At 60.1% G+C, this 11,961-nt stretch carries 11 protein-coding genes and 1 pseudogene; 2 read left to right on the top strand and 10 right to left on the bottom strand.

What is annotated here, in order from left to right; all coding sequences use genetic code 11:
• Positions 1-94 precede the first annotated feature (94 nt).
• From Q0G75_RS09065 to Q0G75_RS09090, 6 genes are all read right to left on the bottom strand, one after another.
• On the bottom strand, positions 95-730 hold the full coding sequence (locus Q0G75_RS09065) for a hypothetical protein (protein ID WP_294416982.1): 636 nt from the start codon (positions 728-730) through the stop codon (positions 95-97).
• A 389-nt stretch (positions 731-1,119) separates the two neighbouring features.
• Entirely contained in the window at positions 1,120-2,058 is a 939-nt protein-coding gene (locus Q0G75_RS09070) for a 3-hydroxyacyl-CoA dehydrogenase (RefSeq protein WP_294416984.1), read from the bottom strand.
• Positions 2,059-2,308: 250 nt separating this feature from the next.
• On the bottom strand, positions 2,309-4,927 hold the full coding sequence (locus tag Q0G75_RS09075; RefSeq protein ID WP_294416986.1) for an RNA helicase: 2,619 nt from the start codon (positions 4,925-4,927) through the stop codon (positions 2,309-2,311).
• Positions 4,928-5,075: 148 nt separating this feature from the next.
• Positions 5,076-5,342 (bottom strand): DUF2442 domain-containing protein, encoded by a 267-nt coding sequence (locus tag Q0G75_RS09080; protein WP_294416987.1) that lies wholly within the window; start codon positions 5,340-5,342, stop codon positions 5,076-5,078.
• Between the two features lie 10 nt (positions 5,343-5,352).
• On the bottom strand, positions 5,353-5,619 hold the full coding sequence (locus tag Q0G75_RS09085) for a DUF4160 domain-containing protein (RefSeq protein WP_294416989.1): 267 nt from the start codon (positions 5,617-5,619) through the stop codon (positions 5,353-5,355).
• A gap of 225 nt (positions 5,620-5,844) precedes the next feature.
• Positions 5,845-6,702 (bottom strand): DUF364 domain-containing protein, encoded by an 858-nt coding sequence (locus tag Q0G75_RS09090; protein ID WP_294416991.1) that lies wholly within the window; start codon positions 6,700-6,702, stop codon positions 5,845-5,847.
• Positions 6,703-6,814: 112 nt separating this feature from the next.
• Here Q0G75_RS09090 and Q0G75_RS09095 point away from each other — a divergent pair, with 112 nt between their 5' ends.
• Together Q0G75_RS09095 and Q0G75_RS09100 are read left to right on the top strand one after the other, a co-directional pair.
• Complete coding sequence (locus Q0G75_RS09095; protein WP_294416992.1) at positions 6,815-7,690, top strand: hypothetical protein; 876 nt, start codon at positions 6,815-6,817, stop codon at positions 7,688-7,690.
• Positions 7,691-7,826: 136 nt separating this feature from the next.
• Positions 7,827-8,057: pseudogene (locus Q0G75_RS09100) on the top strand (IS3 family transposase); the annotation flags it as partial.
• Here Q0G75_RS09100 and Q0G75_RS09105 read toward each other — a convergent pair.
• From Q0G75_RS09105 to Q0G75_RS09120, 4 genes are all read right to left on the bottom strand, one after another.
• Entirely contained in the window at positions 8,010-8,936 is a 927-nt protein-coding gene (locus Q0G75_RS09105; protein WP_365911120.1) for an IS3 family transposase, read from the bottom strand. The pseudogene Q0G75_RS09100 and the gene Q0G75_RS09105 sit on opposite strands and share 48 nt — an antisense overlap.
• A complete protein-coding gene (locus tag Q0G75_RS09110; RefSeq protein ID WP_294416998.1) occupies positions 8,846-9,331 on the bottom strand; it encodes a helix-turn-helix domain-containing protein in 486 nt (161 codons plus the stop codon). Before Q0G75_RS09110 ends, Q0G75_RS09105 begins: the two co-directional genes overlap by 91 nt.
• A 226-nt stretch (positions 9,332-9,557) precedes the next feature.
• Positions 9,558-11,303, bottom strand: a complete 1,746-nt coding sequence (locus tag Q0G75_RS09115; protein WP_365911123.1) for an ABC transporter ATP-binding protein — start codon at positions 11,301-11,303, stop codon at positions 9,558-9,560.
• A partial coding sequence (locus Q0G75_RS09120) for an ATP-binding cassette domain-containing protein (RefSeq protein ID WP_294417968.1) occupies positions 11,293-11,961 on the bottom strand: 669 nt, incomplete at its 5' end. The genes Q0G75_RS09120 and Q0G75_RS09115, both read right to left, overlap by 11 nt.

The following is an 11,961-nucleotide window of genomic DNA, read 5'->3' on the forward strand; positions in this document are numbered from 1 at the left end:
AGTGAGTGAGTGAGTGAGTGAGTGAGTGAGTGAGTGAGTGAGTGAGTGAGTGAGTGAGTGAGTGAGTGAGTGAGTGATGGTCACACAGGCAACCCTATGCTGCTGGCGGGAAACTGGCGTTTTCGGCGAAAATCCGCTTGAAGTCCTCAAGGTACGGACCGGTTATGCCCAACTTGCAAACCTCGTCGAAGCTGGCGATGCCGAAGCTTTCCAAATAATCGCGCACATCATACGCCACGGCGTTCTTGTCGCCCAGCATGCCCTCGTCGTACAGCTCGCCTATGGCAACGGCAGCGCCCATGCGGAAGAACTCCTGGAACATGTCCTCGAGTTGCGAGGAGGAAGCCTTCTCGTACGACGGCTCATCGTCTACCGCTTCGTCCGAGTCCTCGCCCAGTAGAAGATCCTCAGCGGCATACCGCTCGGTTGCCTGATCGTACGGCGCGTATGCACCGTACCCATCAATCAGAAACTCGCCTTCATCAAAGCAGATGGGCTGCGAGGCGCGCTGGTCTGCAAACGATCGAACCTGCTCCGCCTGCCCCTCGATTGCGCAACGTGCGGGCTGTGGGGCGCGGTGGCCCGCAAAGGGCTGAACCCGCCCGGCCGAACTCCCGAATGCGCGGCGTGCGGACTGCACACGCCCCTCCACACGCGCATGGCGGCCACGGGACGCTTTCGAATCGATTGCAAATGCTCCGAACATGGACGTGTGCTTCTTGGCGAACATTTCAGGCTCCTTACCTGCGCATTTCTTAGTTGATGCTTCGCATGGTACGCCGTCTTGAAGTTTTTGCTGTCCCATATAAGGGACTCGAGAAAAGTTCGCCGATTTTTCTCGAGTCCCCATGAATGCCGGAAGGAAACCCCCTATACGGGAGACGCCCCACAAGCCTGGTTGCAGCGAAAGACGACCTCATAGAGAAGCGGCCTCACGGGTCTAGTTGCAGTGGGAAACAAGCTCGCAAAGAGACGAGCATCGCAAGCCTAGTCGTAGCGGGAAACGAACTCATAAAGAACGGTCCCACAAGCCTAGTTGTTGCAGGAGACAGCCTCGTAAAGAAGCTGCCTCACAAGCTTAGCTGTAGCTGAAGACGACCTCGCGCAAGTCTCAGAAGCCTAGTTGTAGCGATAGAACCCTTCGCCCGCGTCAACGCCCGTTTTACCAGCATCAATGCGCTCCTTAAGAGCTGCGGCGATCTTCGCGGGAACGGAATCAGGGTCTTTCGTGCGTGGGTCGAGCACCACGATGTTATACGCCGTGGTAAGGCCCACGATATCCAGGATGCGGAACGGGCCCAAGGGCGCGCCCGTGCCCAGCATCCACGTTTTATCGATGGTCTCCGGATCGGCAACGCCGGTTGCGTACAGCGCCTCAGCGGCGTTCAGGAACGGCACGAGCATGCTGTTCAAGATATATCCGGGCTGCTCCTTGTGCAGCTGCAACGGAACCATACCCAAGTCGGCGGCAAAACGGACAACCTCATCGTAAGCAGCCTGATCGGTTCCGGGATGCCCCATGACCTCGGCGGTGTTGTTGCGCCAGATGCGATTGGCGAAATGTAATGCCAGAAACTTCTCGGGGCGACCCGTGGATGCCGCAATCTGGCTAGGCAACAACGTGGAGGAGTTGGTGACAAGGATGGTGCTTTCCGGCAGGTACTTTGCCAGCTCCGCGTAGAACGCGTCCTTTTGCTTGGGATCCTCCGCGATTGCCTCGATTACCAGATCGGCATCCTTCGCCGCATCCTCATAGCTGGTGGTGAAGACGATGCCCTCGAACGCCTGCTGCGCGCGCTGCTTGAGCTGCTCGATTTCGTCAACGGAAAGCTCGGGCGTGTCGGCCAGACCGCGGCAATACGCCGCAGGGTCGCTCTTCATCGCCTCGAGCGTTGCCAGATAGGTTTGACGCAGCTGCTCGAACTTCGGCTTCGCGCGCTCGACGGACCCTTCGCTTCGCAACCACACCGTAACGTTAAAGCCCTTGTATGCCGCCTGATATGCGATCTGGCTTCCCAGCACTCCACCACCGGCAACGACAACGTTCTTGATAGTCATACCCGACCTCCGATCCGCGCGTATGTTTTAGGTTTCTTATGGCGCGAGACCGGATTGGGGCCCCGCGCCATAAGCCTAGCACGCCTCTAGGAAGCCGCATCGATTTGCCACGCAAACGGTACCAATTCGTTGCTACCGGCGCTTAGCAGATCTGGCAGCGGCAAATCGCCGCCGACGAGCGCTCGAAACCCGCCGCTCCCCCGCACGCACAGCGACAGAGGCAACGGCAAGCGCACAGTCAGCGAACCGGCTAGAACTCGTCGAGCAGTTCGTCGGCAAAGCCCACGCAGTAGTTTGCGAACACCACGCCGTCGCCTTCCTGCGTGGCATCCAGGTCCACGTCCGCCACGATGGCGAAGTCGTTATCCCCCGCCTCGTCGTGGAAAATCTGGCGCACGTGCCACACGTGCAGCTCCTCCTCGTCCGCCTCATCGAACACGAGATAAGCCTTCGAGCGCGCATCGGCGTCCAGCAGGACTTCTTCATGCTCTTCGTAGTACTCGTCCAAAGCCTGCATCCAGGCACGCTCGCCGAAGCCCCAATCGCCATCGGCCTCGCCAAGCCCCGCCGTATCGCGATGAGCCGCCATGCGGACACGATTGAACAGGGCGTTGCGCACAAGCACAGTAAGCCCGCGTCGGTCGCGCACAACCGCTTCGGCACCGGAGGCATCGGGCGGGGCCGCGTCCAACACCGCACCGGCGTTCTCCCACTCGTCGACCAAGCTGCTGTCGACGCTGCGCACGATCAAACCCAGCCAGGCGATGATGTCCTTCAGCTGCTCAGTGCGCTTATCCTCGGGGATGGTACGGTCGAGGCCGCGGAACGCCTCGGACAGGTAGCGCAGCAAGATGCCCTCGTAACGCATGATGCCGAGCTTCTGAATGTACCCCTTGAAGTCCGCCGCGCTTTCCAGCATGTCTCGGAGCACCGATTTCGGCCGCAGATAGTAATCGCGCGCCCACGGCACCGCATCGCAATACTTCGAGAACGCCGCGTCCAGCAGATCTTCCAGCGGCTTGGGATACGTGACGTCGGCGATGCGCTCCAGGCGCTCGTCATAGTCCACGCCGTCCATCTTCATCTCCGCCATGGCGGCATCGCGCGCCTTGCGCTCCTGCGCACGCAGCACCTGTCGCGGATCTTCCAGGGTTGCCTCGACCATAGATACCAAATCGAACGCGTACTCGGGGCTTTCGGGGTCGAGGAGCTCCAGCGCCGCCAGCAAAAACGGCGATAACGGCTGATCGAGCGCGAAATCCTCCGGCAGATCCATGGTGACCGAGTACACGTCCTCGCCGTTCTCGTCCACCTCGTGCACCACCACGTCGGCATCGATGAGCGTCTGCAACACCTCGGCGGCGCGCACGTGGAGCTTCACCTTCTCCTCCGCCGGCTGCAGCGAATCCTCGATAAGCTGGTCGACGCGGGCGCGGGCGTTGCCACCCTGCTCCACTTCGGCCAACACCATGGAATGCGTGATGCGCATACGCGGTGTCAACTGCTCGGGAACCGACTCGATGAGCTTGTTGAACGTGTCCTCGTTCCAGTTCACGAAGTTCTCGGGCGGACGCTTCTTCTTGATCTTCTTGAGCTTCTTCGGGTCGCCGGCGGCCTTCACCTCGGCCTTGTGGTTTTCGATCTCGTGCTCGGGGGCCTCGGCTATGACCACACCCTCGGTGTCGAAACCCGAGCGGCCCGCACGGCCGGCGATCTGATGGAACTCACGACTGCGCAAACGGCGCATCTTGCGACCGTCGAACTTGGTGAGCTGTGTGAGCACCACGGTATGGATGGGCACGTTGATGCCCACGCCCAGCGTGTCGGTACCGCAGATGACGGGCAGCAGACCCTGTTGCGCAAGCTTTTCCACCAGCAAGCGATAACGCGGCAGCATGCCGGCGTGATGCACGCCCACGCCGCAACCCAACAGACGCTTCAGCGTTTTGCCGAACGCCGTGGAGAACTGCGCGCCCTTCATAGCCTCCTTGACCGCCTCGCGCTGCTCCTTGGTTGCCACTCCGTAGCTTGCCAGGTTCTGCGCGCTGGTAAGCGCCGCATCCTGCGAGAAATGCACGACGTACAGCGGGCCCTCGTCCTTGCGCAGAGCAAGCTCAACTGTTCCCTCGAGCGGGGTGAGCGCATATTCGTAGGAGAGCGGCACCGGACGCGGGGCGTCGGTGACGTTAGAGACATCGCGCGTGGTTTGGCGACGCAGCAGATCGGCGATTTGCGTGACGTCGCCCAACGTGGCGCTCATGAGCAAAAACTGCGTTTTCGGCAGCGTGAGCAACGGCACCTGCCACGCCCAACCGCGATCGGTATCGCTGAAGAAGTGAAACTCATCCATGGCGACGCTATGGATGAGGGCATCCGGCCCTTCGCGCAGCGCCTGGTTCGCCAAGATCTCCTCGGTACAGCAGATGACGGGCGCCTCGGTGTTGATATGCACATCACCCGTGATCATGCCAACGTTGTCGCGGCCGAGGAGCTCAACCAAGTTGAAGAACTTCTCGCTAACCAACGCCTTGATGGGCGCCGTGTAGTACGAAGTCTCCCCGAAGCACATGGCCATGAAGTGCATGCCCAGCGCGACCAAGCTTTTGCCGCTGCCCGTAGGCGTGCCCAAGATGACATGGTCGCCAACCATAAGCGACATGAGCGCCTCCTCCTGGTGGGGCCACAGCTCGATGCCGCGGTCGGCAACCCAGTTGGTGAACGCTTCGAATGCCTCTTCCTCGGTGAGCTCCGGGTTCGTATCGTATAGATGGTACGCCAGCGCACCCAGCTCGCCAGGCTCATGGCCTTCGGCTTGCGCAGCCAGCGTTTCGACGATGTCCTCGCCTTCGAACGTATGAATATCAGCCATAGGGCAGTTCCTTTACAAAGCATGCAGAATCTAATGCGCTCAACTTGCCATAGCAGCAAGCAACCGCTCGTGTGTCCAAGGTAAATTGTATCGCGATTGCACAAGCGCACGCCCCCGCGAAGCGGAACCACGTTCCGAAGGAGACCCTCTATTCGGCAGCGCTTAACAGCACCGAGTTCTCATAAAGCGACTCAGGCGCGAAATCCTGGCCACCGGGCCATTCAACCGCATCGCCGAATTCGGTGATGCGAACCTTCTTAAAATACCCGGAGTCCCTCAGCCTACCCATGAAATCGCCCTGCAATCGCGGCATAGGATCGAATACGCGTGTCGTGCCATCGGACCACTTCATGACAAGGGTACCCTTTTCGGTAGGTTCGACAGACAGGATCTTTAAACCGCAAACCCATTTCATGGCGCATCCCCTATCTCAAAGGCGAAATGCGATAGCATTCGCCGGTGCTATTGGCCAGATACCAGTTTTCATGCAATTCTTGCTCGTGAAGGGCCATCCAAGCCAGAAGCAGCTTCTCCTGCTTTGGCGGAATCTTACCGCCAAGCCGTTTTCCCTGCAACGAATACGAAGCATCCATATTACCGTAGTACGCATGGACATGAGGCAATGAGTGTTGCTGATCGTCGTCGAAATACATTCGCACGACGATCCCGTAAAACCTGCTGAGCTCGGGCATACTCCGTCCCCTTCCCAAGCGGCATGTGCCGCCTTCCCGTGGTGAAGAGGATCTTGCGAACGTGGTATGGGCGAAGGCGGGACCCTTCGCCAGCTTGGGCACGGCAGACCGCCGAGCATTCGCACTGGCTCATTGCGATTATTATAAAAGCGAACGTCTGTACTGTCAATACAGACGTTCGCTTATCTTGATATCGCAGCGTTTATCAGGGGAAATGCCAACCCGCTATTTCGCCTTCAGGCTAGCCATGACCAGCGCCTGGCCGAACAGCCGGCCGCCGCCGTTTGCCACCGCGAACTTTGCACGCTCAGGGTCGTTCACGACCGAACCCGCAAGCTCGTGCACGCCGCGTTCGAAGAGCGCCGGCGTCATGACCACGCTCGGGCCCACCATCACCGTGGTGGCGCGCCGCGCCAGATCGAGCAGGCGCGGCGCGGTCTTGTTGATCAGCGTCACGCCGGTGATGAACGCGTAATCCGCCTGCGGCATCACGTACTCGCACCCCGGGTCGGGCGTGTCCAGGCCATCGCGGCAGTTCCGTTCCAAAACAGTGAGGTTTGCATACTCGGCGATATCGGCCACATTCGGAAAATGCCCCACCACCACAACATTCGCGTCGCCCTTTTCGGCGATTTGCGGCTTGTACGCGCAAAACGCGTCCTTCTGCCCGTTGCCTCCGCGCTCGTCCTCGCCGTGGTGCTCGGAGGGGTCGGCGAACTCGCAGCCCAACGGGGCGAGCAGCTCGCGACGCGAATACCACGCGTTCAGCGCCGCAATGCCCAACGTGGCCTCTTGGAAGCACCAGGACTTCGACAGCTCGGCTACCTGGCGCAGCTCCATGCCGCGCAAATCCATCTTATACGTGCGCTTCCCACCTCCGCGCACAGTGAACGCCACGCCCATACCGCAATCCGCCTCGACGTAAGACCAGTTCAGCCCAAGGCAGTAATCGCGCACCAGCACGCCCTCGGGAATGCCCGCGATCATCTGGTTGTACAGGTCCCACGCGGTCCCCGACGCTTCCGTACCCGGAAACGCGATCGCCGTCGCCCGCAAACCCGCCTGATTCTGTTGCGCCGCCATAACGCCCCTTCCTTAACGACATCGAAAATGCCAGCTTACGGCTATTCTTATATCAGTATTATCGCCGCTTGCCTATAATGTAACGCATCATAGGACGAAAGAAGGGGTCAGCGTGCTGTTTCTACTCACCGGCGACGTGCAGATCGGCAAAACCAGATGGCTGGAGGACCTGTGCACCAGCCTGCAAGCAGCAGGCACGTGCGTGGCAGGCGTGGTGGCGCCCGGGCAATGGGTGCCGCGGCCCGAAGGCCAGCCCGGCGGCAAGCACAGCTTCGACGGGGCCGGGCGCTTCGAGAAGCTGGGCATCGACAACGTGCTGCTGCCGCAGGGCAAGCGCATCGAGTTCGCACGCCGCCGCGACCTGGCCGCCAAGAGCAAAGCGTTCACGGAAGGGAAGCAAGCGAAGGCGGCGAAGCTGGGCTGGGCCATCTCCGACACCGCAATAGCGCAGGTCAACGCCCACTTCGCCGAACTGGCGAAACAGGCAAGCATCGCACCTGCCGACAGCGGCGCATATGACCCCACGACCGCGCAGGCCGAGGTCGACACCCCTGCAGCCGCACCGCTCGACAACGGCGTTTGCCCGCCCGTAGCCGCAGAAACCGCCGCCAAAATATCCCCGCTCGCACAAATCAACAGCGATGAACCCACAGTCGCGGCCACAGCCGCAAAAGCAGAGGGCAACGTGCTCGCTGCCGCACCAGCCGCCAACGAAACCCGGCTCGCCCCGCACGCGATGCTCGTGGTGGACGAGCTGGGCCGCCTCGAGCTTCTGCGCAGCTGCGGCCTGACCAACGCGCTGGCCATCCTCGACGCCGGCCCCACGCCGCAGTTTCCCCATGCCATAGCCGTGGTGCGTGAGACGCTGCTCGACGAGGCGCGCAAACGCTTCGAACCGCGCTGGGGCAAGGCAGCCGTCATCGGCCCCGACGACGCGGCCCGCAACCTCGTGCTCGAAACAGCGAGAGCCGCCGGGGGCGCCCACTGAGCCGCACGCACGCGGGAAACCGCCGGCATAGTGCAGAGCATGTCCCGCAAGGGGAACTGCATCGGCAACGGCGCGACCGAGCAGGTTTTCGGGCATTTGAAGGGCGAGTTCTTCAGGGGGCAGGAAGTGGCCCGACTTCGAGTCGTTCAAGGCTGACCTGAACGCCTACGTGACCTGCTGGAACACGCAGAGACGGCAGGTCAAACTGAAGGGACTGACCCCGGAGGAGTTCCGGAATCAGTCCCTTGCGGCGTTGTTCTTATTTAGGCCGTCCAAGTTTTGCAAAGGACCCCGTTTCCTGAACATCAAAAGAAGTGAATCAGGCAGCCCGGCCGAGTCTGTACTCGACTGGGCTGCTTCCGTCTAGGCGTTTCTTGATGCGCACGTTGTTGTACCAGTCGATGTACTTTCCCAAATCCCTTTCGAAAACGTCGGGATCGTCTCCCTCCCAATCGTAGTAGAGCTCGGTCTTGACCATCGAGAAGAAGTTTTCAGCCTTCGCATTGTCGAGGCAGTTTCCTTTGCGGGACATGGACTGGACGATCCCCATCCGCTCAAGCGCGAGTCTGTAGGCGGGCATCTGGTACTGCCAGCCCATGTCCGAATGCAGCAACGGGGCGCCTTCGCCATCGAGCCTGCCCTCGAGGCCCGCCAACATCTCGAGGACCATCTTCATGTTCGGGGACCTGGATATCGAGTAGGCGACGACCTCGTCGTTGTAAAGGTCCACCACGGGCGAAAGGTAGAGCTTCGTGCCGCCCACCTTGAATTCGGTGACATCGGCCACCAGCTTGGTCATCGGGCCCTCCGCCTTGAAGTCGCGGGCCAGCAGGTTCGGGGAGGACTTGCCGACCTGGCCCATGTAAGATCGGTACTTCCTGCGTCTGCGGGTCCGGCACAGCAGCCCCTCCTCGCGCATGACCTTGAGCACCGTCTTGTCGGCGATACGGATGCCGGCCGCTTTGCGCAACGCAGTGGCAACGCGTCGGTATCCATACCTGAACTGAGATTTCTCGCATATCTCCACTATGACCGGCCGCTCGACTGCCTGCCTGTCGGAGGGAGGGTTCGCCTCGTGGTAATAGTAGGTGGAGCGCGACATCCCCATGAGCTTCAGGAGCGTGGAGAGTGGGTATTCCCGCCTCAGCGACTTCACTATCTCGTGCTTCCGCCTGTTGCCGAGAGGTCCGTCGCCGAGGCGGCCATTCGTTTTAAGATCTCCACCTCCATCTCGAGGCGGGCGCACCGCTGCTCGAGGGTCTCCTCGCTCGCGGGCTCCTTCCTCCTTCGCCCCGATGGATGGACGACGAGGGCGTCCTCGCCTCCCTCTCGGTACCGCTTCACCCAGTCTCGTATCTGCGCGCTGTTGCGCACGCCATGCTCGAGGGCGAGGGCTTTGTAGTCGCCCTCGCCACGGAGATAGGCTTCTACGACGCGAAGCTTGAACTCCTGGGGGTAGCGGTTGTTCTTTCTCGGCCTGTCTATAGCCCCGACGCCGCCTTGGTCGATCCTCTCCCTCCAAAGCTTCACGGTTGACTTCGTAAGACCAAACTCGTGTTGCAGCATGGTGATGGTCGCGCCATCGGCGTACCTGTCCGCAAAGCGCTGCTTAAACTCAGCGGAGTAATCCTTGCTCAGCAAATCAACCCCCTAACGCAGAAGACCCCTATAGGAGAAGCAGAACATTGTCTGTCCAACTATAGGGGTTCACTGCACTTTTGGGGCGCAGTTCACGTACGGTCGGCTCCCGTGGTTTCAAGAAGCAAAACATATCGCTAGCAAAACTTCCTCTGTACCACTGGTTCGCAGATATGCCAGGCGGGGCTTCGGTACACACTCGTCTGCCCCGCCTGGCATCGCCTTTGCGTTAAAGCACCCACGCTTCGCTTTCGCGCTGCAGCTCCAACATGCGGCGGTATCTACCATCGGGCTTCTCGCGCAGCTCTGCCGGGCTTCCCTGCTCCACCACACAACCACCTTCGAGCACCACAATCTTGTCGGCATTGTCAACCGTGCGCATACGATGTGCGATAACGAGTACCGTCTTGCCTTGAAGCAATTCAGAAAGAGCAGCTTGCACGTATGTCTCGTTTTCCACGTCGAGTGAGGCCGTTGCTTCATCGAGCAGCACGATCGGAGCGTCTTTCAGCAGGGCACGCGCAATCGAGATACGCTGGCGTTCACCACCGGAAAGCCTGCTGCCGTTTTCCCCGATCATGGTGTCGTAGCCGTTGGGCAAACGCTCCACGAACTCGTCGCAGCGCGCCGCCCTCGCCGCAGCAAGAACCTCCTCGTTCGTAGCATCCTTCTTCCCGAGGCGAATGTTCTCACGCACGGTATCGTCAAAGAGCACCACGTCCTGGAACACCTCGGAGAATGCAGAAAGCAGCGTTTCCGGATCGACAGTAGAGACGTCGACGCCTCCCACGAAGACCGCGCCAGAGCTTACGTCCCAAAAACGCGAAGCAAGCTTGACAGCTGTACTCTTCCCCGAACCAGACGCGCCCACAAGCGCTGTCACCTGCCCTTCTCGCGCCTTGAACGATACGCCGTCCAAAACATCCTCGCCGTCGGCGTATGCGAAGCCCACGTCTTCGAAGACCACGTCATAGCCTTGAGGCTCAAACGAGGTGCTACCCGTCTGGACCGGCTCGTTCTCGATGGCACGCATGCGCTTCAGGCTCAAGCTCATGTCCATCAACTCGGCTACAGCCTGCAAAACAACGTTGATGGGATCGTAGACCCTCGTCACCGCCAACAGGTATACAAAGAACACGAGGAAGTCGACTTGCCCCGTCACGAGCAGCATCGTCCCCACCACGATGACGGATGCGATTCCCAGACGCAGAAAGCCTTGGGCAGAGCATACCGCCACGCCCATAGCCAACTCGGCATCGATCTTCTCTCTCTCGAAACGATCGATGCGGCAATCAAGCTCATCCTGGAATGCGCCCACCTTGTTGAGAGAGCGTATCTCACGATGGCATTCAAGGTATTCCTGCAGACCATCGGCAAACGAAAGGGACGCCGCATTCTTCTTCGCGGTATGTGACTTCTGGATGTGCGCAGTCAGAAGCAACGCCGCGAGCGCCACGGGAATGGGCCAGAGGGCAGATGCCGCCAACCTCCAGTCGAACGCGAACATCATAGCGGCGAATACCAGCGTCGAAGCGCCCATGCCGAAAATCTGCGGCATAGTGTGCGAGAACAGGCGCTCCTGATCGGAACAGTCCTTCATGATAACGCTCGTCAAATCGGACAAATCGCGCCTTCCGAAAAACGAGAGCGGAAGCAGGCGCAAACGCTCCGCGATGGCGATACGCTTGCGGGCGCTTTCTTGGTAGACCACCGTGTACGTCGCGCGATATTCCCACATCTGTGTGACGAACATCACAACAAGTGCCGCCACAATGCCCGCTGCGTAGAGCGCCATGCTTGGCAGGCCAACTGAAGGGTTGTCCAAGTACCTTATGAAATCGCTTGCGACGAAGTACAGCACCACGATGGGCAGCATCAGCATCAGGTTCGCCAACGCACAGAACCCAGCACCGCGTATAAAATCCTTCATGCCTTGATCGGTCAAGGCAAAAGCATCTTGAATCCTACGCCACATGGCCGTCACCCCCTTCAATCCTCCACGTCGCGCTCGTTCGGTAGTCTCGCCACATGCGCGCATACAGTCCGCCTTGCGCGACGAGTTCTTCATGGGTACCCTGTTCCGCGACAGAACCACGGTCGATGACGAAAATGCGATCCGCATTCACGACGGTTGACAGACGGTGTGCGATCATAAGCACCGTCTTGTCTGCGCAAAGCGTTGCAAGAGCGGCCTGGATCAGTGCCTCATTTTCGGGGTCGGCAAACGCCGTCGCCTCGTCGAGAACCACAATTGGGGCTCCCTTCAGAATGGCACGCGCAAGCGCGATGCGCTGACGCTCTCCCCCGGAAAGATACACGCCAGCTTTTCCTACCACGGTGTTCACGCCATCGGGAAACTTGGCAATGATGTCATCGCACTGGGCCGCATGAAGAGCCGCGAGCACCTCAGCATCGCTTGCATTGGGGCGGCCCGCACGCACGTTATCAGCCAAGCTTAGCTTGAACAGTCGATCGTCTTGGAACACGAAAGAAACGGCACCCATCAGTTCCTCGGCAGGAATTCGTCGCACATCCGCCCCGCCCACGAGAACGACGCCCTCATCTGCGTCCCAAAAGCGCGGGACGAGCGACGCGAGCGTCGACTTGCCTCCGCCCGACGGCCCGACGAGAGC

The sequence above is a fragment of the uncultured Senegalimassilia sp. genome (assembly GCF_934636665.1).
Lineage (GTDB): Bacteria > Actinomycetota > Coriobacteriia > Coriobacteriales > Eggerthellaceae > Senegalimassilia.

Bases quoted from the DNA above. Each gene is read 5' to 3' on its own strand.
- Q0G75_RS09065 (WP_294416982.1), bottom strand. From the start codon at position 730: ATGTTCGCCAAGAAGCACACGTCCATGTTCGGAGCATTTGCAATCGAT.
- Q0G75_RS09070 (WP_294416984.1), bottom strand. From the start codon at position 2,058: ATGACTATCAAGAACGTTGTCGTTGCCGGTGGTGGAGTGCTGGGAAGC.
- Q0G75_RS09075 (WP_294416986.1), bottom strand. From the start codon at position 4,927: ATGGCTGATATTCATACGTTCGAAGGCGAGGACATCGTCGAAACGCTG.
- Q0G75_RS09080 (WP_294416987.1), bottom strand. From the start codon at position 5,342: ATGAAATGGGTTTGCGGTTTAAAGATCCTGTCTGTCGAACCTACCGAA.
- Q0G75_RS09085 (WP_294416989.1), bottom strand. From the start codon at position 5,619: ATGCCCGAGCTCAGCAGGTTTTACGGGATCGTCGTGCGAATGTATTTC.
- Q0G75_RS09090 (WP_294416991.1), bottom strand. From the start codon at position 6,702: ATGGCGGCGCAACAGAATCAGGCGGGTTTGCGGGCGACGGCGATCGCG.
- Q0G75_RS09115 (WP_365911123.1), bottom strand. From the start codon at position 11,303: ATGTGGCGTAGGATTCAAGATGCTTTTGCCTTGACCGATCAAGGCATG.